At 37.4% G+C, this 23,635-nt stretch carries 25 protein-coding genes, 1 tRNA gene and 5 pseudogenes; 18 read left to right on the top strand and 13 right to left on the bottom strand.

Translation table 11 applies throughout. The annotated features are described in order from the left end of the window. Positions 1-34 precede the first annotated feature (34 nt). On the top strand, positions 35-367 hold the full coding sequence (locus NLG42_RS16335) for a hypothetical protein (RefSeq protein WP_131423835.1): 333 nt from the start codon (positions 35-37) through the stop codon (positions 365-367). Positions 368-507: 140 nt separating this feature from the next. Continuing rightward, a complete protein-coding gene (locus NLG42_RS16340) occupies positions 508-756 on the top strand; it encodes a hypothetical protein (protein ID WP_131423833.1) in 249 nt (82 codons plus the stop codon). Between the two features lie 181 nt (positions 757-937). Here NLG42_RS16340 and NLG42_RS16345 read toward each other — a convergent pair. The 3 genes and pseudogenes from NLG42_RS16345 to NLG42_RS16355 form a co-directional block, all read right to left on the bottom strand. Further along, a pseudogene (locus tag NLG42_RS16345) lies at positions 938-1,105 on the bottom strand (helix-turn-helix domain-containing protein); the annotation flags it as partial. Continuing rightward, the gene (locus NLG42_RS16350) at positions 1,090-1,476 is read right to left on the bottom strand and encodes a Crp/Fnr family transcriptional regulator (RefSeq protein WP_257681587.1); all 387 of its coding nucleotides are present in this window, start codon (positions 1,474-1,476) and stop codon (positions 1,090-1,092) included. The pseudogene NLG42_RS16345 and the gene NLG42_RS16350, both read right to left, overlap by 16 nt. A gap of 99 nt (positions 1,477-1,575) precedes the next feature. After that, positions 1,576-1,791, bottom strand: a complete 216-nt coding sequence (locus NLG42_RS16355; RefSeq protein WP_131423827.1) for a hypothetical protein — start codon at positions 1,789-1,791, stop codon at positions 1,576-1,578. Between the two features lie 456 nt (positions 1,792-2,247). Between NLG42_RS16355 and NLG42_RS16360 the strand changes: the two genes are divergently transcribed. From NLG42_RS16360 to NLG42_RS16370, 3 genes and pseudogenes are all read left to right on the top strand, one after another. Further along, positions 2,248-3,066 (top strand): TonB-dependent receptor plug domain-containing protein, encoded by an 819-nt coding sequence (locus NLG42_RS16360; protein WP_131423824.1) that lies wholly within the window; start codon positions 2,248-2,250, stop codon positions 3,064-3,066. A gap of 120 nt (positions 3,067-3,186) precedes the next feature. After that, the gene (locus NLG42_RS16365) at positions 3,187-4,089 is read left to right on the top strand and encodes a tyrosine-type recombinase/integrase (protein WP_071637773.1); all 903 of its coding nucleotides are present in this window, start codon (positions 3,187-3,189) and stop codon (positions 4,087-4,089) included. Next, a pseudogene (locus NLG42_RS16370) lies at positions 4,068-5,167 on the top strand (IS91 family transposase). The gene NLG42_RS16365 and the pseudogene NLG42_RS16370 overlap by 22 nt, the downstream one beginning before the upstream one ends. Positions 5,168-5,517: 350 nt before the next feature. Here NLG42_RS16370 and NLG42_RS16375 read toward each other — a convergent pair. Together NLG42_RS16375 and NLG42_RS16380 are read right to left on the bottom strand one after the other, a co-directional pair. Next, on the bottom strand, positions 5,518-5,811 hold the full coding sequence (locus NLG42_RS16375; RefSeq protein WP_021190094.1) for a putative quinol monooxygenase: 294 nt from the start codon (positions 5,809-5,811) through the stop codon (positions 5,518-5,520). A 100-nt stretch (positions 5,812-5,911) separates the two neighbouring features. Beyond that, positions 5,912-6,772 (bottom strand): helix-turn-helix domain-containing protein, encoded by an 861-nt coding sequence (locus NLG42_RS16380; protein WP_257681588.1) that lies wholly within the window; start codon positions 6,770-6,772, stop codon positions 5,912-5,914. A gap of 352 nt (positions 6,773-7,124) precedes the next feature. Between NLG42_RS16380 and NLG42_RS16385 the strand changes: the two genes are divergently transcribed. Then, on the top strand, positions 7,125-8,027 hold the full coding sequence (locus NLG42_RS16385) for a tyrosine-type recombinase/integrase (RefSeq protein WP_071637773.1): 903 nt from the start codon (positions 7,125-7,127) through the stop codon (positions 8,025-8,027). Beyond that, positions 8,006-9,105: pseudogene (locus NLG42_RS16390) on the top strand (IS91 family transposase). Before NLG42_RS16385 ends, NLG42_RS16390 begins: the two are co-directional and overlap by 22 nt. Positions 9,106-9,333: 228 nt before the next feature. Here NLG42_RS16390 and NLG42_RS16395 read toward each other — a convergent pair. Both NLG42_RS16395 and NLG42_RS16400 read right to left on the bottom strand, forming a co-directional pair. Continuing rightward, complete coding sequence (locus NLG42_RS16395; RefSeq protein ID WP_257681589.1) at positions 9,334-9,660, bottom strand: hypothetical protein; 327 nt, start codon at positions 9,658-9,660, stop codon at positions 9,334-9,336. Between the two features lie 27 nt (positions 9,661-9,687). Continuing rightward, the gene (locus tag NLG42_RS16400; protein ID WP_257681590.1) at positions 9,688-10,131 is read right to left on the bottom strand and encodes a GIY-YIG nuclease family protein; all 444 of its coding nucleotides are present in this window, start codon (positions 10,129-10,131) and stop codon (positions 9,688-9,690) included. Positions 10,132-10,798: 667 nt separating this feature from the next. On the opposite strand from NLG42_RS16400, the gene NLG42_RS16405 reads away from it, so the two are divergent. From NLG42_RS16405 to NLG42_RS16440, 8 genes and pseudogenes are all read left to right on the top strand, one after another. Further along, the gene (locus NLG42_RS16405; protein ID WP_257681591.1) at positions 10,799-11,209 is read left to right on the top strand and encodes a single-stranded DNA-binding protein; all 411 of its coding nucleotides are present in this window, start codon (positions 10,799-10,801) and stop codon (positions 11,207-11,209) included. A gap of 57 nt (positions 11,210-11,266) precedes the next feature. Then, positions 11,267-12,341, top strand: a pseudogene (locus NLG42_RS16410) (DUF932 domain-containing protein). A 117-nt stretch (positions 12,342-12,458) separates the two neighbouring features. After that, positions 12,459-12,833 (top strand): hypothetical protein, encoded by a 375-nt coding sequence (locus tag NLG42_RS16415; RefSeq protein WP_257681592.1) that lies wholly within the window; start codon positions 12,459-12,461, stop codon positions 12,831-12,833. After that, positions 12,817-13,485 (top strand): PRTRC system protein E, encoded by a 669-nt coding sequence (locus NLG42_RS16420; protein ID WP_257681593.1) that lies wholly within the window; start codon positions 12,817-12,819, stop codon positions 13,483-13,485. The genes NLG42_RS16415 and NLG42_RS16420 overlap by 17 nt, the downstream gene beginning before the upstream one ends. Positions 13,486-13,502: 17 nt before the next feature. After that, complete coding sequence (locus NLG42_RS16425; protein ID WP_108422201.1) at positions 13,503-13,721, top strand: PRTRC system protein C; 219 nt, start codon at positions 13,503-13,505, stop codon at positions 13,719-13,721. Between the two features lie 16 nt (positions 13,722-13,737). Continuing rightward, positions 13,738-14,913: a hypothetical protein gene (locus tag NLG42_RS16430; RefSeq protein ID WP_257681594.1), complete on the top strand. Its 1,176-nt coding sequence runs from the start codon at positions 13,738-13,740 to the stop codon at positions 14,911-14,913. Beyond that, complete coding sequence (locus NLG42_RS16435) at positions 14,906-15,634, top strand: PRTRC system protein B (RefSeq protein WP_257683993.1); 729 nt, start codon at positions 14,906-14,908, stop codon at positions 15,632-15,634. The genes NLG42_RS16430 and NLG42_RS16435 overlap by 8 nt, the downstream gene beginning before the upstream one ends. Then, positions 15,631-16,431 (top strand): PRTRC system ThiF family protein, encoded by an 801-nt coding sequence (locus tag NLG42_RS16440; protein ID WP_257681595.1) that lies wholly within the window; start codon positions 15,631-15,633, stop codon positions 16,429-16,431. The genes NLG42_RS16435 and NLG42_RS16440 overlap by 4 nt, the downstream gene beginning before the upstream one ends. A gap of 234 nt (positions 16,432-16,665) precedes the next feature. On the opposite strand, the gene NLG42_RS16445 is transcribed toward NLG42_RS16440, so the two are convergent. The 5 genes and pseudogenes from NLG42_RS16445 to istA all read right to left on the bottom strand — a co-directional run bounded on the left by NLG42_RS16445 (position 16,666) and on the right by istA (position 20,445). Beyond that, positions 16,666-17,181 (bottom strand): hypothetical protein, encoded by a 516-nt coding sequence (locus NLG42_RS16445; protein ID WP_257681596.1) that lies wholly within the window; start codon positions 17,179-17,181, stop codon positions 16,666-16,668. A gap of 293 nt (positions 17,182-17,474) precedes the next feature. Continuing rightward, positions 17,475-17,744, bottom strand: coding sequence for a hypothetical protein (locus NLG42_RS16450; RefSeq protein WP_257681597.1), 270 nt, complete (start codon positions 17,742-17,744; stop codon positions 17,475-17,477). Positions 17,745-17,835: 91 nt separating this feature from the next. Further along, a pseudogene (locus NLG42_RS16455) lies at positions 17,836-17,988 on the bottom strand (TraQ conjugal transfer family protein); the annotation flags it as partial. A 158-nt stretch (positions 17,989-18,146) separates the two neighbouring features. Then, the gene (gene istB / locus NLG42_RS16460; RefSeq protein WP_154785760.1) at positions 18,147-18,884 is read right to left on the bottom strand and encodes an IS21-like element helper ATPase IstB; all 738 of its coding nucleotides are present in this window, start codon (positions 18,882-18,884) and stop codon (positions 18,147-18,149) included. A gap of 13 nt (positions 18,885-18,897) precedes the next feature. Then, positions 18,898-20,445, bottom strand: a complete 1,548-nt coding sequence (istA, locus tag NLG42_RS16465) for an IS21 family transposase (RefSeq protein ID WP_257681598.1) — start codon at positions 20,443-20,445, stop codon at positions 18,898-18,900. A 607-nt stretch (positions 20,446-21,052) separates the two neighbouring features. Between istA and NLG42_RS16470 the strand changes: the two genes are divergently transcribed. Together NLG42_RS16470 and NLG42_RS16475 are read left to right on the top strand one after the other, a co-directional pair. Beyond that, positions 21,053-22,543 carry a recombinase family protein gene (locus tag NLG42_RS16470; RefSeq protein WP_257681599.1) on the top strand — a complete coding sequence of 497 codons (1,491 nt, stop codon included), beginning with the start codon at positions 21,053-21,055 and terminating at the stop codon, positions 22,541-22,543. Continuing rightward, the gene (locus NLG42_RS16475; protein ID WP_257681600.1) at positions 22,530-22,694 is read left to right on the top strand and encodes a PTS sugar transporter subunit IIBC; all 165 of its coding nucleotides are present in this window, start codon (positions 22,530-22,532) and stop codon (positions 22,692-22,694) included. Before NLG42_RS16470 ends, NLG42_RS16475 begins: the two co-directional genes overlap by 14 nt. Before the next feature lie 191 nt (positions 22,695-22,885). On the opposite strand, the gene NLG42_RS16480 is transcribed toward NLG42_RS16475, so the two are convergent. Next, a tRNA-Arg gene (locus NLG42_RS16480) sits at positions 22,886-22,959 on the bottom strand. A gap of 114 nt (positions 22,960-23,073) precedes the next feature. On the opposite strand from NLG42_RS16480, the gene NLG42_RS16485 reads away from it, so the two are divergent. Then, complete coding sequence (locus tag NLG42_RS16485; RefSeq protein ID WP_257681601.1) at positions 23,074-23,586, top strand: adenine phosphoribosyltransferase; 513 nt, start codon at positions 23,074-23,076, stop codon at positions 23,584-23,586. The last annotated feature ends 49 nt before the right edge of the window (positions 23,587-23,635 follow it).

Here is a 23,635-nt window from a genome sequence, read left to right on the forward strand (position 1 = left end):
TTAGGGTTTAAAAATCAACATTTAGCGCACTAGTATGATAACTGAATTCTGGATTGAAAAAATAGGAGGAACTTCAATTGATAATGCAACAGTTCAAGATACTGAATCTGTTATTAGAGAAATAATTAAAACAGATCAAGGAATTGACACTTTCTGGGTTGGACACAAAGACAAGGAATATGTGCTTGAAATTCATAAAAGTTTAGATTTATTTTTGATTTTTGGAGAAAATCAAGATAAGCGTTTGCAAATTAAGCTGAAGAATTGGGAGCAGGTAAGAGACTTTATAAGGCATTACTTTAGGGGTGATTTTCTAAGGATAAAAGACGAAATAGAATTGCGATTATCCTCAAAGAGATTAATCTAAAACAGGTAAGACTCTGACTGTGTGAAATTAAAAAAATGTTGATAAATAGTCTGTTCTGTTTTATTTTTAGAGACCAACTACGTTTATAAAATTTTATATTTGGTCTTTGATCAGAGGCTATTAATTTAAAAATATTTACCATGGAAAAAGCTATAAAACTTAAAATCCGTAAGGAGTTAAGTGGTCAACAACAGTTGAATATTATTAAATTGAAAGGTAGTTTAATTTCCAAAGGCTATACAGAAATTATACATATTTTGGACCAGGATGATGAGTTTCATATCAATTCCTTTGAAACTCCAATAGAAAACACTGCTGAAGTTCAGAAGTTTATTACGGCTTTTATCAATAAAGAAAATTTGGGAGATACCATCACTTTTTTAAAATAGAATTTTATTTTAACATTAGAGCGCTTTGTAGAATACCACTAATAAATATTTTAAATTTTCTCTGGGATAAAAAATAATCAAACCGAGTTTAATTCCCCTCTTTTTCTTTAGGCCAGCATGGCTATGTTCAAAATACGAAGATTTATTTTCCCAGTATAAAACTTTAATTTCCGTCTTTCTTTTAAAGCAACTGGGTAGGTGCTATGCCATATTTTTTTTTAAAAGCAAAAGAAAAATGAGAAAGATCCTCAAAACCGACCTCGAGATAAACTTCTGTTGGTTTTTTCCTTTTCTCTGATAATTGATAATATGCCAGTTGCAATCTCTTATCAATTAGCCATTTTTGAGGGGCCTTGAGTATAAGTGCTCGATTATATTATCTTTTAGTTCTGGTGAATTTTTGAGCGTATCCTGAAAGTCTTTTTGGGTGATGGTTTGTATAACACAGGGCTCAATGCTTTCAATTGTGTACAGACTAGGTTTGCCGGTCATAAAACTTTCAATGGAAGACACACCGCCGCCCTCAAAAAAGAACTGTGTTGTGATGTCTTTACCGTTATTGTTTATCCAGGTTCTCAAACACCCTTTTTCAATGAAAAACATGGTTTTTGAAATACTGCCTTCTTCCAGCAGGATTGTCCTGGCAGGCACCTCTATTGAAGTAAAAAGTGGTTTGAAAATACTCCATCTATCGGGGATGGTTTCTGCTTTTTTTGACATGAATACATTCTTTATTTAACCCAAAAGATTATTTATACTACTGTTTGATTACTGCCCAAGTGGCGGTCAGAGGCACATTTTTAAGAATGCCTATAACTATTAGTCTATTTTGTCCGTATGATATCCCTTGAGCCACTGTTCCATTTTCTGGAGCAGCTGTACCTCTTTGGGATCGCCTGTAGGATCGGTGAGCCCGGTGATGGTCCTTTGGTAACTGAACCTCTTATTTTCAAAAAGACAGGTGAATTTTGGAGGCTCGTTGTGTGAGACCAGCCATTTGCCATCACTGGTGCCTTTAATCTCAAATTTCTTCATATCTCATGCTCCCTTAGAATCTGCTGTGGTAATTTTTCAAGCCCCCTAGGATAAACGGCAAAGTTAAGGGTTTATTTCTATTTCGGGCGTTTATGTTACCCGTCAGGTGCTCTTCCCGTTATACGTTGCACCCGAGCGCCAGCGAGCTGGCGAAGCAATCTCTTGTGCCCAGCCTTGGTACAAGAGGATTTTCCGCTTCTCGGGGCTATAGTAGGGTCATCACTGTTGTTTTGTTGTAATCCAGAGTATAAAACTTATAGGTTCTTTAAAATATACCACCTTTTGCCATAAAACGTAAAGTAATAGTATCAATCAATAAAGTTATCGCTAAACTATTTTACTTATTAAGTATTAATACCTATTATTGTAAAAGAAGAACTACGTATTTTTAACCAAACCATTTTTTTTTTAACCATCAGTATTCTTTATAAAACATACTGAAAACATCATGATTTTATGAAACTAAAATTCATACCTTTTATGATTTTGCCCCTGATTGGATTCTCACAGCAGAACAATACAATACCGGCAGACTCCATAAAAGCATCCAATGTTTTTATGCTCGGGGAAGTGATCATTACCGGTCACCAGAATAAGGATACCTTAAACAGGGTAAGTGCAAAAGCAATGCAATCGCAGCATAAAATGGATGTTTCCAGGGCCCTCAATATGCTTCCGGGTGTTACGCTAACCGCATCAGGTCCAAGAAACGAATCCATGGTTTCTATCAGGGGATTTGATTTAAGGCAGGTGCCGGTCTATATGGACGGGATTCCGGTGTATGTTCCCTATGACGGCTATGTTGACCTGGCCCGTTTTACCACTTATGATCTGGCGGCCATTGATGTTTCAAAAGGGTTTTCATCTGTGCTGTACGGTCCCAATTCACTGGGCGGGGCCATTAACCTAGTCTCCAGAAAGCCATCAAAGAAACTGGAATATGACGGCTCGCTCGGAATGATAAACAGCAATGGCTATAGGGCAAACATCAATGTGGGCTCAAATCTGGGAAAATTTTACCTTCAGGGAGGATTTTCTTATTTAGAGAGAAATTCAACCCGGATGCCATCGGGTTTTGCTGCGATGAAAAATGAGGATGGGGAAGAGAGGGACAATTCTTACCGCACCGATCAGAAAATAAGTTTCAAAATAGGGTGGACCCCAAATAAAAAAAGCGAGTATGCACTTGGCTATATCAACCAGCAGGGAGAAAAAGGAAACCCTGTTTATGCGGGCAGCGATACTAAAAACTCTCTTTTGCCAAACGCCTGTTGAACTAAACCTCCGGTAGCTTTCGCTGCGATGATTTAGTACCTTAGTATTTATTAACGTTTAAATAATTGATAATATGGTAACTAAAAAAAATCTCCGGAGGAATTAAGAACGAACAAATATTTGAATCGTGCTTGTAATGAAATTACAGGTTTTTCTGAACTTCTGCATCGTTTTGAGCGAAATATTTCTATTTTAGGACGAAGCAAACGCACTTTTGAAAATTATTCGCGCCATGTGGCCGCAATGGTACTTCATTTTGGTGCTTTACCAACCGAATTACATCCCGAACAAGTTAAAGATTATCTCTTTGAACTGCAACAACGTTCCAATTCACCTTCGCAATCGTATTTTAAACACACTGTTTACGGACTTCGATTTCTTTTAAAAACAGAGAATTTACCTTACGATTATCTTCATTTACCATCGATTCCTAAAGAAAAGAAACTTCCTGTAATTCTGAGTAGGGAAGAGATATGGAAGATGCTTCAACATGCCGATTTGCTCAAACATCGCATTTTAATTGGATTGATTTATAGTTGCGGACTACGTTGTATGGAAGTTCGAAATATTGAATTAAAGCATCTGGATTTTGATAGAAAACTACTTCATATTGTTCAAAGTAAATGCAAAAAAGATCGTTATGTTCCCTTATCAGATCATATCATTCGGGGTGTAAAAAGGTATATTTCAGCCGAACATCCTACCACATTTTTATTTACAGGCAACACCAAAGACGCCAAAGGTTTTGATTCTCGTTACAGTCAGCGTGGCGTACAATGGGCGATTCAATCGGTTTGTAAAAAAGCAGGCATTTTAAAAGATGTGCATACGCATACATTGCGCCACAGCTATGCTACGCATTTGCTCGAAGATGGTGTAAATATTCTTCAAGTTCAGAAACTGCTGGGTCATGAACGCGTGGAGACGACGATGGAATATTTGCATGTTTGCCAGCTCGAAAACCAAAAAGTACACAGTCCAATTGATACCGTTTTTGCTTTATGCAGCCGCAGTGGGAAGTAGCCGATGTGCTGAGAAAAGTCGATTTGTCCAACCAAAACTTTACCGTTCATCAAGAAAAAACGTTAAGAGCATTGACTTTGTGCCGAACTGCTGCTTTGGGCGGACATGTAGATGCTTGTGATGCTTGTGGCAACATTAGTATTAGTTACAACAGTTGTCGCAATAGGCATTGCCCGAAATGTCAAGGTCATAAACGTGAAGAATGGATTCAGGCACGTGAGCAGGATTTGTTGCCTTGTTCGTACTATCATTTGGTTTTTACCCTTCCAGATTCGCTTAATGGATTAGCGATTGCACATCCAAAAATCGTTTATAAAATCTTGTTTGATTCTGTTTGGTCGACATTAAATCAATTCGGAAAAACGGAAGGTTTGCAACTAGGAATGATTGCGATTTTACATACCTGGGGACAAAATTTAAGTTTACATCCACATTTACACTGTATTATTCCTGGTGGTGGAATTGATGCCAACGGTAAATGGAAACGCAAGATAAAAACCGATAAATACTTATTTGCAGTAAAAGCGTTAAGCAAGGTTTTTCGAGCAAAATTTGTTGCCTTGTTACGTAAAGAAAAGCTTGCCGATGCTCATGTTTTGCAAAGTTTATTTGATAAAAATTGGGTGGTTTATGCCAAACGCCCATTTGGAGGTCCCAAACAAGTAATCGAATATTTAGGAAGATACACCCATAAAGTTGCCATCAGCAATCATCGGATTAAAAATGTAACAAATCAAGAAGTTACCATTGCTTATAAAGATTATAAAGACGCAAGTAAAACTAAGCAACTCACCTTAAAAAACTAAGAGTTTACAAGGCGTTTTAGTCTTCATATTTTACCCAAACGTTTTGTAAGAATCAGGCATTACGGTATTTTAAGTAGCAGTTGGAAACGTGGCAAACTGCAACAATTACAACAAGATTTAAATATATCATTCGACCTGAAATCGAAACCAAAACGCAACTTAAAAAATGTTATTGTTGTAAAGTTGGAAATCTGGTTACGTTACATGTCTTTGGGCAACGAGGTCCGCCAAAAGCATATCTTATCGAGAATACACTTGCCTATGTGAATTAGTTTTTACGGGTAAGGGAACTTGTATTTAATTGCGTCGGTAAATCGAAAAATAACAATAAGACAGCACAAGTTCAACCATAAAAAAAGCAGTACTCGTAAAATTACTGCTCGTATATCTTAAAGCTACACTTCGAAAACTCCATAATACGTATTAAGCTTCCTGCGGTTCCGTTCAACGGGCTTTCATCTCGTGCCCTCCGGGCAAGACGAAAGCTTAGTTATTGTGGGCTGGGTTTCTTCGTCAGTCTAAGCTTAATTTATTATGAAGCTGTTTTGTAAACAAAGGCAACCTGTCCAAATTCATTTACAGAACTTTGACAGGCTGCCATTTTATAATAATTGTGGTATGTTTATTTAACCGCTAAAACGTCCAATTTCTCAATAGATGGTGCAGTAGCCAACAATTCAGGTGCATTTTCCATTAACGCCTTTGCAATCTTACCACCAAGATGTGCTTCTCTGCCTTCTTCATCTGAAAAAGTGTCAAAAATGCCAAATGTAGAAGCGTCAATACGAAACGCATACCACGTAACAGTACCTGCTTCTTCATTAGCGAGTGGCAATGCACTTGTGATAAAGGCTTCAACATCTTTTTCTTTTCCTGCTTTAGCTTCTAGTCGAACTAATAATCCTAATTTTTTCATGTCTTTTTATTTTTAAATTAAACCAATTTTGTTTTAACAAATGTAGCACCTTTAAACTTGTGGTGCTTTTTTATTTAGTTCAAAAACTTATGAAAAAAGGTCAAGTTTTCATCATGTTTTTTGGACTGTAACCAAATTCGTTTTTAAAGGCTGTGCTAAAATTTGATAAGCTGTCATAACCAAAGTCCATATAGATTTCTGATGGGGTTGCTTCATTATTAAGCAATAATTTTTTGGCTTTGTTGAGTCGTTTTAGTTGAAACCATTTTCCTGGAGACTCTTGATATAATTGTAAAAATTTCCGCTTAAAAGTAGACAGACTCATATTACATAGAAAAGCGACCTCGTCAATATTCAAACTCGTGTACAGATTTTTTTCAATGACCATTTTAAAAGATAATTCTCTTTCATTGATTAATAATGAATGTAGATAAACAAAAAAACTTTGCCCATACTTATCAGCCAGATACAGTATAATTTCTTCAAATTTCAATTCCAGAATCTTTTGAGAGATTGTTTGATTCAAACCATAAATTTGTTGAATAGAATTAATAAAATGGATAATAAAATTGTCTTTTTCCATAAGGAAATAGGGACTACTGGCCGCTGATTTATTTAAGTCATTTGGGTTAAATAAATGCCCATATTTCAATAAAAAATCATTAATGTTTTTTTGAGAAAAGAAAAAGAGTAGGCAACTATAACTATTTGCCCCTACAATTTCTGTTGTTAAAAAATTCCCCGATGCAAGAAGCAAGGATTGTGTATCATCGATCGAAACGATGTCATTAGAAAAGTGAATGTCCTTTTGTCCGTCCAACAAAAAACTGAATACATTTTTGTTTAGGTTAATCTTATTTTTGGAAACAAGTTTATACGCCTCGTAGTTAGCAATTTGCAGGTCTGAAGTGTCCGTGTAGTTATTTTCAAATAAATCTTCTGGCAAATTTGTAATGTCCATGATAGTGTTGTTTTAAAAAACATTTTGGCATTGTAAATATATTAAAATTCTATTTCAATAATTGTTTGCTCAAGTTTGGATGAATAGGTCGTTTACCCTTGCACACAACGTTCCGGCGCTTGGCGAGGTTGCGAACTTCGGAACTAATTATTTTCTATTAAAGATAAAATTTCTTGCGAAATGTAAACGTGAATTTACTACAAAATTCGCAATCTTGCCAAACGCCTGTTGAACTAAACCTCCGGTAGCTTTCGCTGCGATGATTTAGTACCTTAGTATTTATTAACGTTTAAATAATTGATAATATGGTAACTAAAAAAAATCTCCGGAGGAATTAAGAACGAACAAATATTTGAATCGTGCTTGTAATGAAATTACAGGTTTTTCTGAACTTCTGCATCGTTTTGAGCGAAATATTTCTATTTTAGGACGAAGCAAACGCACTTTTGAAAATTATTCGCGCCATGTGGCCGCAATGGTACTTCATTTTGGTGCTTTACCAACCGAATTACATCCCGAACAAGTTAAAGATTATCTCTTTGAACTGCAACAACGTTCCAATTCACCTTCGCAATCGTATTTTAAACACACTGTTTACGGACTTCGATTTCTTTTAAAAACAGAGAATTTACCTTACGATTATCTTCATTTACCATCGATTCCTAAAGAAAAGAAACTTCCTGTAATTCTGAGTAGGGAAGAGATATGGAAGATGCTTCAACATGCCGATTTGCTCAAACATCGCATTTTAATTGGATTGATTTATAGTTGCGGACTACGTTGTATGGAAGTTCGAAATATTGAATTAAAGCATCTGGATTTTGATAGAAAACTACTTCATATTGTTCAAAGTAAATGCAAAAAAGATCGTTATGTTCCCTTATCAGATCATATCATTCGGGGTGTAAAAAGGTATATTTCAGCCGAACATCCTACCACATTTTTATTTACAGGCAACACCAAAGACGCCAAAGGTTTTGATTCTCGTTACAGTCAGCGTGGCGTACAATGGGCGATTCAATCGGTTTGTAAAAAAGCAGGCATTTTAAAAGATGTGCATACGCATACATTGCGCCACAGCTATGCTACGCATTTGCTCGAAGATGGTGTAAATATTCTTCAAGTTCAGAAACTGCTGGGTCATGAACGCGTGGAGACGACGATGGAATATTTGCATGTTTGCCAGCTCGAAAACCAAAAAGTACACAGTCCAATTGATACCGTTTTTGCTTTATGCAGCCGCAGTGGGAAGTAGCCGATGTGCTGAGAAAAGTCGATTTGTCCAACCAAAACTTTACCGTTCATCAAGAAAAAACGTTAAGAGCATTGACTTTGTGCCGAACTGCTGCTTTGGGCGGACATGTAGATGCTTGTGATGCTTGTGGCAACATTAGTATTAGTTACAACAGTTGTCGCAATAGGCATTGCCCGAAATGTCAAGGTCATAAACGTGAAGAATGGATTCAGGCACGTGAGCAGGATTTGTTGCCTTGTTCGTACTATCATTTGGTTTTTACCCTTCCAGATTCGCTTAATGGATTAGCGATTGCACATCCAAAAATCGTTTATAAAATCTTGTTTGATTCTGTTTGGTCGACATTAAATCAATTCGGAAAAACGGAAGGTTTGCAACTAGGAATGATTGCGATTTTACATACCTGGGGACAAAATTTAAGTTTACATCCACATTTACACTGTATTATTCCTGGTGGTGGAATTGATGCCAACGGTAAATGGAAACGCAAGATAAAAACCGATAAATACTTATTTGCAGTAAAAGCGTTAAGCAAGGTTTTTCGAGCAAAATTTGTTGCCTTGTTACGTAAAGAAAAGCTTGCCGATGCTCATGTTTTGCAAAGTTTATTTGATAAAAATTGGGTGGTTTATGCCAAACGCCCATTTGGAGGTCCCAAACAAGTAATCGAATATTTAGGAAGATACACCCATAAAGTTGCCATCAGCAATCATCGGATTAAAAATGTAACAAATCAAGAAGTTACCATTGCTTATAAAGATTATAAAGACGCAAGTAAAACTAAGCAACTCACCTTAAAAAACGAAGAGTTTACAAGGCGTTTTAGTCTTCATATTTTACCCAAACGTTTTGTAAGAATCAGGCATTACGGTATTTTAAGTAGCAGTTGGAAACGTGGCAAACTGCAACAATTACAACAAGATTTAAATATATCATTCGACCTGAAATCGAAACCAAAACGCAACTTAAAAAATGTTATTGTTGTAAAGTTGGAAATCTGGTTACGTTACATGTCTTTGGGCAACGAGGTCCGCCAAAAGCGTATCTTATCGAGAATACACTTGCCTATGTGAATTAGTTTTTACGGGTAAGGGAACTTGTATTTAATTGCGTCGGTAAATCGAAAAATAACAATAAGACAGCACAAGTTCAACCATAAAAAAAGCAGTACTCGTAAAATTACTGCTCGTATATCTTAAAGCTACACTTCGAAAACTCCATAATACGTATTAAGCTTCCTGCGGTTCCGTTCAACGGGCTTTCATCTCGTGCCCTCCGGGCAAGACGAAAGCTTAGTTATTATAAGCTATTTCCTTGTTTGCTCAAAATATCGTTCACCGTAGTTAGGAATCGTTAAAACAAAACTTGGAGGATAATTACCGTTCGTCATATACATTCTACCTTGTAAAATTTTAAAGTCATCACTAATTGCGGTTCCTTGAATAGTTAATTGAAATATGTCATTTTCAATATTGTGTACTTCTAATTGCCCTTCTACAAACAATCCGTCTTTTGCAGTTCCTATTGAAAATCTTTCATAAGAATAAATTGTAATTTCAACATTATCTTCATAATTCCAATTAGGGAGTAAGTCTTTACTTTTCCATATTCCAATAAAATACCTTTGCTCCAAATTTTTCATATATTTTTGTTTTTTTTATTATTTACGCTTTCCTCGTTTATTTAGTCTCACTGCAATGTCCATCATACAATGAATTTCCTCTTCAAGTTCTTTTCTTCCTAATTTGACTTCTAAATAAGCAAGAGAAAGTTTTGTGCAAATATGGTCATTAACTAAAAATTCAATATTGTCAGGAAATTTAATTTTATTCGTTGCTTTTTGAAATCCTGGAATAGAACAGTAGAATCTTTCTCCAATAGTCCTCCTGACAGTATGGTGCCGGCTATCAAGTAAATCCTTCATTCTACCTCGCAAATTTCCTGTTTCACCAACATATACTATGTTTTCAACATCTTTGAAAACATAAACCCCTGCGGAACTTGGGATTTTAGATGCCCATTCTCTCGTCATTATAACTTTTTTAAAATTATTTTTTGACAATATAGTTTTTTTTAAATTCTCTAAATATTGTTCGGTTTCCATTTACGTTTTCTTTAGCTAGCTTATAACTAATTCATACCAGCAATAAAATGGCTCCAATTTGGTTCTTGAAGCTGGCTTTGTGTCATTAGTAAGATTTTTAAGCGAATATAAGAATAAATATCAAATCTTTCAGTACTGCAGCAATAGCGGTAGCTAAATAATTGTAGCTCGAAAATTATGCAATACTCTTAGGTTCAGGCGCTTTCTTTTAGAATTCACCCGAAGCTGGCTGCGTTTCTTTCTGACTACCGTTTATCCACAGTATCCCGATTGCTTCCCTTTTCTTTTTATCCAAGACCCTGTATGCTTTTGTTTTATTTCAGGAGCAAAGGTAGTCCGTGTCCTTACCCAAAAGCAAGGCCGGGCCTTTCAGGTCTGGCAAAAAATCTCCACCCATGCGGGTTGTATTTTTTGCCTGAGCCTTGCTTTTGGCGGACACTCACCTTTTTATGCTCATGAAACAAAACATAGCATACTGCGGCTCTTTAGACGAATAAAAAAAAATGTCAGAAATGGAAATTGAAATATTGAATAAAGCATGATGAAACAAAACAGCACCTGCTCTCATTGCCGAATAAAATTTCAAAAAAAAAAAGAAAAGTAAAAAAAGTAAAAAGTAAAAATGCGGTGCGGGAAAAAGAAAGTAACAATTTAAAAACTAGAAATCATGAACATCACAGGAAGAGTGACAAGAGATGCGCAGGTACGCACCTTGTCAGACAGCAGACAGGTAGTAAATTTTTCAGTAGCCATAAACGAGAGCTACAAAAACAAAAAAGGCGACAGGGTGGAGCAGACCACCTTTTTCGAGTGCGCCTACTGGATAAGCCCGAGGGTTGCCGAGTGGCTGACCAAAGGCACGGTGGTCGAGCTTACTGGCATGGTAAGCGCAAGGGCGTGGACAGGCAATGACGGGGAACCGCGCGCGGGGCTGAATTTCAATACCTCGAACATCAAACTGCACGGGGGCGGGAAAAAATCCGAAGGGGCGCAGGCAGTGAAAACGGGGCAGAATGCAGAGCAGGGAGAAAACAAAAAAGCCGCCTTAAAAGAGCCTGAGGATGACATCCCGTTTTAACGGTGGGCATTAAAGCGTTTTAAACAATTTTATTTCAAACTTTTAAAATCAAATATCATGGCACATAATATCAATTACAACAGTACAACAGGAAAGTATTCTTTTTTCAGCGTAAAGGAAAAAGCATGGCACGGGCTCGGGCAGATTGTGGAGCAGTACCCGACAAGCGCCGAAGCCATCAGACATGCAGGCCTTGACTATGAGGTGGCTAAAAGCCCTTTATACACAAAAGCATCGGGCATTATCCAAACTGCGGGCGGTATTGAAATGGGCAGTACCGAACTGGCAGTACCTGACAGCTTTGCCACTATCCGCACCGACAGCAATGCCGTTTTGGGTGTAGTAGGGAAAGACTACCAAATCGTGCAGAACCGTGAGGCGTTCAGCTTTTTTGATGCCATTGTAGGCGGGGGCGATGGTATACTGTACGAAACAGCAGGTGCGCTGGGACACGGCGAGCGTATTTTTATTACGGCAAAACTTCCTGATTATATCAGGGTCGGAAATGGGGATGATGTGACCGAAAAATATATTTTCCTGACCACATCCCACGACGGAAGCGGAAGCATCACGGCGGCTTTTACGCCCATCCGCATCGTATGTCAAAACACCCTTAACGCTTCACTCCGCTCTATGAGCAACGTAGTGCGCATCCGCCATACCTCGGGGGCAAAACAGCGCTTAGACGATGCTCATAAAGTAATGGGACTGGCGGATAAACTGAGCAGTCAGTTAGAGGGCATCTTTAATGAATGGTCTAAAGTAAAAGTAACAGACAGTGAAGTTAAAAAACTGATTCAGTTGGCATTATGTCCCAATACCGAAACGCTCGCTTTAATCAAAAAAGGGGGCTGATGATGAAGTGTCTACCGTGTTTAAAAATACCGTTGAGGATGCTTTTGTGTACGCAATGACTAGCGAATCACAGCAAATGGAAACCACTAAAGGCACGCTTTTCGGGGCTTACAATTGCGTGACGGGCTACTATCAGAATGTGCGAAAATACAAGGACAATGAAGCCAAACTGCAGTCCATTGTCATGGGAGGCACAGCTCAGGGAAAAGCCCAAAAGGCATTTGATTTATGCACGGCTTTTCAGGCAGATGGCGCAGAAATCCTAAACCTGAATTAGGAAGGCAGATAACCAAAGGCTGTTGCGAAACCGTGACAGCCTTTAAAATCAGGTTTTAGTGATGCGATAGCAGGGCTGAACATCTGGACAATTGACTAACATAAAAATGCAGGAATTATGGCAAGAAAGCACAGTAATAATTTTGAGTTTATACTGTATCTCTATAATGAATTTGTCAGCAAACACCGAAGTACAGGCAAGGAAGCCCGTGTGTATTGGCATATTTTGGACATGTATATAGAACTGGGGCTTTTAAAAAAAAGCCGGACAGCCGAAAAGAAGTATGCCCAAAAGCTTGTAGCCATCATCAGGGAAGCGGTAATGAACTGGAATACCCATCTGCTTATCTTAAAAGGGGAAGAGGGAGAAAAGGAATATCAGGAAAACATGAAAAGCTATATTGAACGCCTTTACAGGTTAGGGCATGATGAGCAGAGTGTTATGGAACTAGTCATTAAAAAATTAAAATTAAATTATGGAAACGACAACTAATTTTTTCAATCAGATAGCCCAGTTGCAGATCATTGGAGATTTGCACATTACCATTGCAAAAGGGGCGGAGGGCAGGCTTATCGTACTGGTTATGCTTCAAAACGAGGGGTGCGGGGACAATGCCAAACACAGCATACCGCCGTTAAACCTAAGAGGAACAGCCGAAGAACTTGACAGCGGGTTTTTTGAGAATATCACTACGCCAATTGAGTCTGCCTCGGGTCTTATGGTGGACATGGAAGGCTATATGAAACAGCTTGAAGATACCAAAAAGCAGTCGGCTATGGAAAAAGAGAAAGACGTCAAGCAGAAAAAAGAGCAGGAAGCCAAGGACAAAAAATTCAGCGAAGCCATGGCAAAGGCGGACGAACTGGAAAAAGAAGGGAAATTTCGTGAGGCATGGATAAAAGTTCCTGAAATACATGAGTTTCCACTAAAGGCGGAGCAGATACGCAAGAGAAAAGCCGAACTGTCGGCAAAATTTTCGCCCGACCTTTTCGGCAGTGCGACAGAGCCCGCAAAGAATGAACCGCCTCGGGAGGTACTTTTTCCTGAATATGCCAATGAGCAGGAGCATGAAACGGACGAGGAAGAAACAGAGGTAGAAGACATGGAAAACTGGGAAGACGAGAACGAAGAGCAAGGATATTAATTTAAAATAAAAAAGTCATGTTATTAGCTACACAATTACAGCGGGTTTTTATACTCAAAGACAAAGGGCAGGAAATCAGGCTTTCCGACCCCGAGCCAAGATGGAGCACCGAAGCGGTACTGAATTTTTATGCCCCGACTTATCCGATACTGACCACCGCCAAAATTTCTGCCCCTGTTATCAGGGACGATGCGGTGGAGTACCGATTTGAAACGGTAATGGGAACAAAGGGATAACCAAAAATTTTAAGCCATGAATTATGCAACAGACAATCATATCGGGAACAGTGCAACTGCCCGAGCGAAAAAGACAAAAACAGCTTCACGCACAGCTCGCAGGGTTTATGGGTTGGATGCAGAGACCCAAGGACGCAGGCGAGGTGCAGAAAGACAAGCAAAGGTCAGTGCCTGCGGGAATGCTACCGATGGTTTTCTAAAGGTTTCTTTTCTGCCTAAAATGCAACATAGCAAAGCCCTGCAGACTGGTCAGGAAACTGCAAAAATGCAGAGTGATTTTTATCTCTCTCTTGACTGTCTTGCCATGCATTACGGGATTGAACCAATGCAAACTGGGCAGTTTGAATATCCTTATAATATGGCACTCGGTCTGTGGGATATAGAGGAAAAATTAGGTAAGAGTGTTTTAAACTGCCCCGAAATACGTCTGCTACAGGACGTGGAGAAAACATATTTTATAAGCGAGGAAAAATTCAATACAGGCACAACCCTATATTATATCCCTATTCATCCCATTTACGAGATGCTAAAAGACCCGAAATACAAAAAAAATGCGCATCTGCTTTTATCGGTCTGCTCTTATCTCTATCATAGTGTAGAGATTCCCTACCATAGGGAGCAGGGCAGTTATTTGTACTGGCTCTATGAAATGCATAGGGAATGGACAGAGCAGGACGATGACAGGGAAGAAAACCAAAGGTATGTGCGGGAGTTTGACAAGGCGGAAATGATTGGCGACTGTATGGAACAGAAGATTTTTAACCGTATGAATTTAGAGGTCTTTGAAAAGCGTTTAAATAGTTTTAAAAGCCGTGATAAATTTGACGAGAAATGCATTCAAGTGGCACGAAAAGCCTTTGAATTGTACACCTGCTATCCCAATGAAAGCATTTTTAGAAATGCGCCCATACATGAATGTGAGGAAGATCAAGACATGCAAAGCGAGAGGATCGGGATTGAAAAGTACATTTCCTTTATCTCGGATACTACAGGCTGGCTTTATGAAAGCTTATCGGAGAGCATCAATAATGAGTTTAACGAATACGGTTCAATGGATGAGCCGACGATTTTTAAACGCTTTGACGGAACTGAAATCGAGAGCAATAGCCTTGATTTTGAAAGCCGTCTGTTTGCCCTTTTGGACGATTTCTGCGAATTATTGTATAACTATAAGCAACATGAAAATGAATAATGCAATTGATATAACAGAGGATTTCGGGACGCTCTACCATCCGAAATCCGCCCTTGTTTTCTATGAAAGTAAAGGTTTAGATAAAGAAGTATATGTAGAGCATTTTGATATGGATAGAAACGGCACGCCTATCAATGCTCATCCGCTCACAGAGCGTGAAGCAGGGGCACTCGCAAAAGCCCTTATGACCGAAAATCAGAAGCAGACCGCCTTTTTGAAGTCGGGCGGGATTCTGCCGACAAATATCCTGCATAGCAATCCAAGCAGGGACAAAGGCGCTGTGATATGGTACACCAAATCCCAAAAAAGACCGCTTTATTTTATAGAGGGTTTAGGGATTCCGAGCGGTCAGGGGTTTGTGCCTCCCATGATGTGGCAGGCAAGCAAAAACAGCCTGCGGGTATTTGCGCTTTTAAGTAACAGGAGACCTACGGAAAAAACACTACTGTACTATGCACCATTTTTTAATATTTATGAAGACGGCAGGGTATGTATGGGGTCTGTTAGTATTGAGATAAAAGAATCTGACTGCGTTGAGGAATTTACAAAGGCGTGGGAGGATTATTTCTTTAACAGCTATTTCAGCCACCTTATGGGAGAAAACAGCCCTGTAAAGGGCAACTGCGTGAGCCTGTGGAAAGACCTTGTTACATCGGACAGAACCTTTCCGACACCATTATTGAAAAGCAGTAACAAAACACTTAAAAATTTATTGTCATGAAAACAAGCAAAACCAAAATGCATTTTACAGACCCGTATCTGATTAGCCCGACCAATCCCATAACCATTAATCTTATCGGGGGAGGCGGTACAGGCTCAAAGGTATTGACCGCCCTTATGGAAATGAACCACAGCCTCACGGCTCTCGGGCATGCAGGGCTTTCGGTACGCCTTTGGGATGATGATATTATCACAAATGCCAACCTTGGCAGACAGCGTTTTGCGCCAAGTGAGGTCGGACTTAACAAATCCGTGGCACTTATCAACAGAGCCAACCGTTTTACGGGCACAAACTGGAAATCGGAAACCGTAAAATTTCAAAAGGACAGCTTTGGAAAACTGCCCGATAATGCGAAAGCCACTATTTACATAACCTGCACGGATAGCGTGAAGTTCCGTTTTGATATTGCAGAAATATTAAAATACAGCAACCAAAGATACCATAGGGACGACCCGAAATACTGGATGGATTTTGGCAACAGCCAGTATACGGGACAGGTCATCCTGTCCAGTATTGGGGAAATTCCACAGCCCAATTCCGAAAAATTTGAAACCGTGGAGCGCCTGCCTTTTGTGACCGAGGAATTTGGGGAGCTTTTACGTCAGTCTGAACAGCAGGACGACACCCCAAGCTGTTCGCTTGCCGAGGCGCTCGAGAAGCAGGATTTGTTTATTAATTCTGCTTTGGCGCAGATGGGATGCTCGCTGTTATGGAACCTGTTCCGTGAGGGCATGACAGCAAACAGGGGATTTTTTCTGAATCTGAAAGATTTTCGCTCTCAGCCCATTGGGGTGTGATAAGCCCGAGATCGGGCGGCAAAAAGACACTCCTTCCTCTCGGGCGGAGCATCTTTTTGCGTTTAAAACGGTGGAGCGCTTTTGCCAAAATGCAGTGCCCGCTATTTTACCAAACCCGCTGCTTTTTTTTTAAGGGATGTTTATCATCCCTTTTGCTGTTTTTGGACGGACTTCTTTTCTTTCGGGGGCGGCCAAAGATAAGAAGCAAAAGAAGAACGCTTTTTGTAGTGGCTTTCATTTTAATTGTTCAATAGGCTGTTTTTTCCAGCGCGAAAAGCCTTTGAAAAGATACGCGATGTTTTCAAACTCAATAAAGGCAACGAGCTCTTTTTTGCTCTGTATTTTAAAGCCCCTGTAGCACTGAAATTGTCGGAGCGGTATATCGGCCAGTTCTCCAAAGCTGCTAACATCCAAAACTCCAAACGTGCTGTTCATTCTTCTGCTGAAAGGAAAAAGGCTGTTAGAGATCAGTTTCTGACGGTCTTTTTCTTTTTTGTCTTTTTTATCTTTAGCGGGACTGGCATTTGCTTTTATCTCGCGTTTTAACTCCCGCAGTTTTACTATATACTGGTCAATTTCTAAAGTCAGTTCGGCCGCCCTCTTTTCCTTGTCGCAGCTGCTCTGGTTAAGTTCCTGTGCATATTGGGGCGGAGATCCAAACTGCTGTGCCGCCTGGCCGGGTGTCATTTGATCAATGAGCAGTTTATGAAGTACATCGTACTCCTTCTCTGAGAGCAGTTTTCTTGACATTTCAATATAAAATTAGATAAAAATATACCTGGGTGATTTGAAATTCTAACAGAAGATATATTTCGTTTGATTAAGGATATATATACCAAAACAAAAAAGAGCAAACGGAAATTTGCTCTTTTACGATTCTTTAAAATCAGCTAAAATCGTAGCCTGATATTCTGTCTGTTTTAAAGATTATTCTGTGTTAGTTTGCACAGGCTTATAATGTTAGGATGATTCTTGTCTTATTTTTTAATGCAAAGAACACACTCTCAAAGGTATGAAAAACAAAATAAATTTAAGCTATTAACTTACAAAATTATTGATTTTCGCTCTTGAAGTCCTTTTAGCGTAATAGTGCTTTCATCGGTATCTGAGTTTAATACTATCATACCAGCATTCTCTAAACTAATAAGTGCATCTAAAACCTGAGCCTGATATTCTCTTTCAAAAGAAATAGGATCACGTACGAGGTCATTCGGAAACAAAGCCATCGTTAATTCTTCTAAACTGGATGACCTACTGGGGTTTCGGGCCAGAATTTTGAGAATATTTTCCAATAATTCAGTCATGACTTTCATAAAAATAGTTTTACCCTAAGATAAGAAAAAGTTGTTGCTATGGCAACCTTTTCAATAATTTAATTACTTTGTACATATGCTCCTTAGGTCTCTAGTCAGCATTGTTAAACTGGAAACTCAGCTTTTTTTCATTTTCGAAATTATCAGAAATCCACACGTCAAAGGACTGGGAAACTAAGGACTGCGAGGTATAGTACAGCCTGAACTCTTTGGATTTCAGCGGGTATAAGTCATTAGGACTGTAAAAACCAGTGATATTGATCATCTAATTCCAATTTAAATTGACCACCAAGTTTTGGTTTAAATTGACCACCTAATTTCGGTGCAAAGTGAGCACCTCCATTTTATTTTAAAGAACTACTTTTTTCATTTGTTAATTTATATTCAAATATAGATAAATAATTATCCCTTATTTATGCTTTTTTTCTTTCTCATAGATTCTCCGTGTAATTCAACCCTGTGCGATTGATGTATTAACCGGTCTAAGATTGCATCTGCTATGGTTTTTTCGCCGATTATATCATACCATCCTTGTACGGGGATTTGCGAGGTTACAATGATAGAACCGTTATTATGTCTGTCTTCAATGATCTCTAATAGTGTAATTCTGTTATGATTGTCGAGAGCCTGCAGTCCAAAATCATCTAATATAATAACATCCTGCCTTTGTATTTTAGCAAGTTCTCTTAAGTAAGTGCCGTCTGCTTTTGCCATTTTTAATTTTGCGAACAGTTTTGAAGTATTAAAGTAACTTACTTTATATCCTTCTATGCAGGCTTGATAACCTAGAGCAGTTCCTAAAAAACTTTTGCCCACACCAGTACTTCCTGTTATTAAAACATTTTCGTTCTTTTCAACAAAATTACACTCTGCAAGACGAAGTATAAGATTTCTGTCAATATTGCGTGACTGGTCAAAATTAATACTCTCAATATTTGATTTGTAGTGGAAGCGTGCATTTGCAATACTTCGTTCGATACGCCTGTTATGTCTTTCATCCCATTCGGCATCTATCATCATTGATATAAATTGATCGAGTGTATAATGATCAGTTTTGCCACTTTCAATGGCTGTTTTAAAAGCGTTATGCATTCCATGAAGCTTCATTTGCTTCATTTTTGTTACGGTAGATTCATTCATGGTATATTGATTTTTAGTTAAAGTAATGTTTTCCTCTGATGTTATTGTGCTCAGGAAGATCCTGTTCTTTTTCCTGTTCAAATGGTATTTTATCTAGACTGTTCTCTAAGATGTTGTTTATAGTTTTAAAGTTGTAAATTTTAAAGTCCAGAGCACGTTTACAGGCATTTATTAATCTTTCCCTGCCTACCTTTTTTTCAAAAGATAATATGCCTAAACAGCTTTTATACGCCTGTTCAGGATGGCTTCTGCTGTCGATAATATGCATAATGTATTCTCCAACTGACGGATCAATGCTGTTTGCCCATTCAATAAATCTAAAGGCACTCCATTCCGATACAAATTGATGTGTACTTGCCAGATGTTCTGGGTTTGTAGTATAGATGTAAGGCTTGGGATTTCTACTGTGAGTAGCTATGCGATTGTATTTGAAGTAGATTTCAACGGTTGATTTTGTATACAATAGTTTGACTTTTTTCTTTAAATATTGATAAGGCACACTGTAGTAGTTTTTGTCCTGGCTTAATTGAACATGGCCATTTTGCATAACTGTTGCCATTGAATGATATTTAATTTCAAAACGTTCAAGAGGAAGCGGTTGTAATTCATGCTTCTCGTCTTCAATAAATAACTCAAAACGAGAGTATGGACGTCCTGTGAGCTTTCTGTTATTATGATCGTCAAGCAAGTACCATATAGTTTGATTTAACTCTTCTATGCTAAAGAATTCTATATCCTTTAAATTTGCATAAATTCTTCTATAAAGTATTTTAACCGCTCCTTCAACCAAAGATTTATCTCTTGGTTTGTATGCTCTTGCAGGCAGAATAGTGGTTTCATAGTGTTCCGCTAAATCTGCAAGAGTTTCATTAATGGTGGGCTCGAAGCGATTGCTTTTGATTACGGCAGATTTTAGATTGTCTGGCACAATTGCAGCAGGAGTGCCTTCAAAAAAGCGTATCGCATTTTCTACTGAAGCAACAAAATCTTCTTTTTGCTGGCTCATAGAAGCTTCTGCGTACGTATATTGGCTTGCTCCAAGAATGGCAACAAAAAACTGTACTTCCTTGATTTCAGAGGTTGATTTGTTGATAATTGAGAGTGTCTTTCCTGCGTAATCCACATACATTTTATCTCCAGCTTTATGAATCATATGCATTACTGGATTGACTTTATTGCTCCATTTGGAGTAGTGGAATCTAAATTGAGAGATTCTAAATCCATCTGGATTTAAAGAGATATAGCGCTCCCACATGCCATACATGGTTACGCCAGTTTTCTTTAATTCCCGCTCCATTTGTGGAAAGAACTCATAGACCTTCTGCATCCTTGGGGTGGTAATCTCTTCTGTGCTTTGGGAAAAAAGTATGTCTAATTCTGAATCTGCTTTTTGATTAATGGATTCAAGACTTAATCCAAGTACTTCAAATAAAGAGATGTATTTTTTTACGGTATTTCTGGAAAGAGATAAATACTTGCTAATAAACAATTTGCTCTTACCACCACAATGTAATTTAATTACTTTTCTAATTTTATTCATGTCTATTGTATTATTTGCCATAGTCTGTAGTTTTATACAGATCCATGATTAAACAACATGAAAAAGAAGTAGCTTTTTGATGGTCACTTTGCACCGAAAATAGGTGGTCAGTTTAAATTGAAATTAGGTGATCAGTTTGCTCCGAATCGAGTGATCATTTTAAACTGAAAATCTATGGTCAATTTGACCGTTTTTTCCAGACTGGTATTAATTGCATCAAATATTGATATTTAATTTACTATTTCATTACGGAAATCCATAATGACAATTTAAAGTCTTGTTTCAAAAATATCGATTAAATTATACTATACATCGAGTAAAAATACCTGTTTACTCTAAGTTGAAGTTTATTTTGAATTACAATAAGTCATTATTTATTAACATCTAATTTAAATGATATTTTGATATTTAAGTATTTTATTAGATCTTATGATACTTGTAAAGAACTCTGAAAGGAATAGTAGTAATACAAGTTAAGAAAGAATTTGATGTTTACTTAAGGCAATTATATTCAAATCTTTTACTCTTTGTTACGTTGTACTTGATAACACATGGATTATTTTTTTAATTAAGTATTTCATGTGCTTAAGAGTATTTAGTAGTAAATAAATCAAATACGTTAAGTAATATGAAGTCAGCCTATTTATACGTTCGTGTAAGTACGGACGAACAAAAAAGAAAAGGTTACTCCTTGCCAGAACAGGAGGACAGACTATTGAAGTATTGTAAATATTACGATATCGAAGTTAAAGGAATTTATCGTGAAGACATCTCTGCGAAGAATTTCAATAGGCCAGAATGGAACCAATTATTCTCAGAAATCAAAAAGAAATCATCAGGAGAAGATAAAAATATACTATTTATCAAATGGGATCGATTCAGTCGTAATATTGAATATGCGTACGAAATGATTGGAAAGCTTCGTAGATATAAAACAATAGCAAAGGCTATTGATCAGCCAATTGATTTCTCTGTGCCGGAAAGTACAGTTATGCTGGCTGTATATTTAGCTGTTCCGGAAGCAGAAAATACCCGGAGAGCTCAAAATACTGCGAACGGCATTCGTCGAGCAAAGTTGATGGGCAGATATCCTAGTAAGGCACCACTAGGATTTATCAATTTGACATCAATGGATGGTAAAAAAGGTATTGCTCCTAAGGAGCCTGAAGCCGAAATTATAAAATGGGCTTTTTATCAAGTTGCAAAGAATGATCATAAAATAACTGAAATCATGAAAATAGCTAATGATAAAGGTTTAATATGTTCAAGATCCCATTTTTTCAGGATTTTGCACAACCCAGTTTATTGCGGGCTTATACCAGTCAAAATTGACTCTAGTGAAGAGCAGATGGTAAAAGGATTACACGAACCTTTAATAGCAGAGTCTTTATTTAATCAGGTTCAGTCCGTTATTAATACAAAGAGAAGAACTACTGCTAAAAGAAATGATTTACAATCATTATTTTTTCTTAGAGGTTTTTTAACGTGTCCTGTTTGTGATCGAAAACTTAGCGGAAGTGTTTCAAAAGGAAGGTCAAAAAAATACCCATATTATCATTGTCATGATGGCTGTAAAACAAGAATAGATGCGGTCTTTCTTAATGATTGCTATCAAAATAAACTACAACAATTAATACTCTCAAATAAAACAATTGAATTATTTAAGAACATTTTAGAAGACCAAAATATAAAGACACAGAAAGCAAGTTATTTATACGCCCAAAAATTATTAGAGAGGAAAATAAAAGAGGAGAGAGTAATCCTTTCTCGAGGCAGGAAATTATTTATAGCCGGAATATTAAAAATTGATGACTACAATGAATTAAAAAAAGAGAACCAAGTCAGCTACAAATATCTTAAAAAGGAAGCACGTGATATTACTGCTAAATTAAAAGCCATTGATAAAAAAAACCAATTAGAAGAGAAAGCGTTAGTCGAAATCTTTCAAAGATTTTCTGAATTTGATGTCTCAGACAAAAGGCATCTTGTAAATCTTATTCCACCGATTGATATTGATTTTAAAACAGGGACACTTTCTTTAAATCTAAATCAAGCATTTTTAAAAATACTATCAAAAAAAAGTAACCGAAAAAAAAACAGAAAAAATGAATTTCATTGAGAAGAATGTTTCAGTAGAAAAAGCCGTTATTATTCTTGCTAAGAACGGTATTCAGGTAGATGAGAAGGAAGCAAAAATTATTTTGGAATTACTATATTTAGTATCAAAAAATTACGATAAACCAAAAGAGAAAAAAATCCTATATCCTTAATGGGACTTCAAACCATCGTTCAGCTTCGATTAAATCTCAGACAAAGCCACTTTTAGACTGTTTATTTCAAACAGACTAAGAATTCCTTGTGAAAAAATTCGAACCATAAAATATTAGGCCGTAAAGGCTTGAAAAATCTACAAATTTGTGCATAAAAAAAGAGACAACTATTATATAGTTGTCTCCTTAAGTGACCTCGACTGGATTCAAACCAGTAACCTTCTGAGCCGTAATCAGATGCGCTATTCAGTTGCGCCACGAGGCCTTTTTGTTATCAATTAGCTAATTTTTCGTAGCTTTGTTGATTGCTTATTGCGGGTGCAAAGATAGACATAAATGTGACATATACAAACATAAAATAACATAAAAATTAAAAAAAATGCAGATTAAAAATTATATACGTGATATTCAAGACTTTCCAAAAGAAGGAATTTTGTTTAAAGATATCACTCCGCTGCTAAATGACCCAATTGCAAGAAAAGAATGCCTTGAAATTTTAGTAAAATCATTAAAAGATCAAAAAATTGATAAAGTAGTAGGAGCAGAGAGTCGAGGGTTTTTCTTCGGAATGTTATTAGCGCAGGAATTAAACGCAGGCTTTATTCCTGTAAGAAAGCCAAATAAACTGCCATATGAGACGATTTCTGCTTCGTATGAACTCGAATATGGTTCTGATAATTTAGAGATGCATACAGACGCTATAAAGAAGGGAGAGCGTATTTTGATTCACGATGATGTTTTAGCAACAGGAGGAACCGCAAAAGCAGTTTGTGAACTTGTAGAAAAACTTGGCGGTGAAATTGTACAATGCAATTTTTTAATGGAGTTGTCTTTTCTAAACGGTCGTGAAAAAATTAAAGATTATCCAATCTTTTCTGCGATTACGTATTAGATTGTATAAATAGTAAAATAAAAAAAATCCCAATTCTAAAATTACTTCA

Origin of the sequence: Flavobacterium plurextorum (assembly GCF_024638035.1) — a bacterium.
Lineage (GTDB): Bacteria > Bacteroidota > Bacteroidia > Flavobacteriales > Flavobacteriaceae > Flavobacterium > Flavobacterium plurextorum.

Excerpts from the sequence above, each read along its gene's own strand:
- NLG42_RS16335 (WP_131423835.1), top strand. The coding sequence starts at position 35 with ATGATAACTGAATTCTGGATTGAAAAAATAGGAGGAACTTCAATTGAT.
- NLG42_RS16340 (WP_131423833.1), top strand. The coding sequence starts at position 508 with ATGGAAAAAGCTATAAAACTTAAAATCCGTAAGGAGTTAAGTGGTCAA.
- NLG42_RS16350 (WP_257681587.1), bottom strand. The coding sequence starts at position 1,476 with ATGTCAAAAAAAGCAGAAACCATCCCCGATAGATGGAGTATTTTCAAA.
- NLG42_RS16355 (WP_131423827.1), bottom strand. The coding sequence starts at position 1,791 with ATGAAGAAATTTGAGATTAAAGGCACCAGTGATGGCAAATGGCTGGTC.
- NLG42_RS16360 (WP_131423824.1), top strand. The coding sequence starts at position 2,248 with ATGAAACTAAAATTCATACCTTTTATGATTTTGCCCCTGATTGGATTC.
- NLG42_RS16375 (WP_021190094.1), bottom strand. The coding sequence starts at position 5,811 with ATGAAAAAATTAGGATTATTAGTTCGACTAGAAGCTAAAGCAGGAAAA.
- NLG42_RS16380 (WP_257681588.1), bottom strand. The coding sequence starts at position 6,772 with ATGGACATTACAAATTTGCCAGAAGATTTATTTGAAAATAACTACACG.
- NLG42_RS16400 (WP_257681590.1), bottom strand. The coding sequence starts at position 10,131 with ATGGAAACCGAACAATATTTAGAGAATTTAAAAAAAACTATATTGTCA.
- NLG42_RS16405 (WP_257681591.1), top strand. The coding sequence starts at position 10,799 with ATGAACATCACAGGAAGAGTGACAAGAGATGCGCAGGTACGCACCTTG.
- NLG42_RS16415 (WP_257681592.1), top strand. The coding sequence starts at position 12,459 with ATGGCAAGAAAGCACAGTAATAATTTTGAGTTTATACTGTATCTCTAT.
- NLG42_RS16420 (WP_257681593.1), top strand. The coding sequence starts at position 12,817 with ATGGAAACGACAACTAATTTTTTCAATCAGATAGCCCAGTTGCAGATC.
- NLG42_RS16425 (WP_108422201.1), top strand. The coding sequence starts at position 13,503 with ATGTTATTAGCTACACAATTACAGCGGGTTTTTATACTCAAAGACAAA.
- NLG42_RS16430 (WP_257681594.1), top strand. The coding sequence starts at position 13,738 with ATGAATTATGCAACAGACAATCATATCGGGAACAGTGCAACTGCCCGA.
- NLG42_RS16435 (WP_257683993.1), top strand. The coding sequence starts at position 14,906 with ATGAATAATGCAATTGATATAACAGAGGATTTCGGGACGCTCTACCAT.
- NLG42_RS16440 (WP_257681595.1), top strand. The coding sequence starts at position 15,631 with ATGAAAACAAGCAAAACCAAAATGCATTTTACAGACCCGTATCTGATT.
- NLG42_RS16445 (WP_257681596.1), bottom strand. The coding sequence starts at position 17,181 with ATGTCAAGAAAACTGCTCTCAGAGAAGGAGTACGATGTACTTCATAAA.
- NLG42_RS16450 (WP_257681597.1), bottom strand. The coding sequence starts at position 17,744 with ATGAAAGTCATGACTGAATTATTGGAAAATATTCTCAAAATTCTGGCC.
- istB (WP_154785760.1), bottom strand. The coding sequence starts at position 18,884 with ATGAATGAATCTACCGTAACAAAAATGAAGCAAATGAAGCTTCATGGA.
- istA (WP_257681598.1), bottom strand. The coding sequence starts at position 20,445 with ATGGCAAATAATACAATAGACATGAATAAAATTAGAAAAGTAATTAAA.
- NLG42_RS16470 (WP_257681599.1), top strand. The coding sequence starts at position 21,053 with ATGAAGTCAGCCTATTTATACGTTCGTGTAAGTACGGACGAACAAAAA.
- NLG42_RS16475 (WP_257681600.1), top strand. The coding sequence starts at position 22,530 with ATGAATTTCATTGAGAAGAATGTTTCAGTAGAAAAAGCCGTTATTATT.
- NLG42_RS16485 (WP_257681601.1), top strand. The coding sequence starts at position 23,074 with ATGCAGATTAAAAATTATATACGTGATATTCAAGACTTTCCAAAAGAA.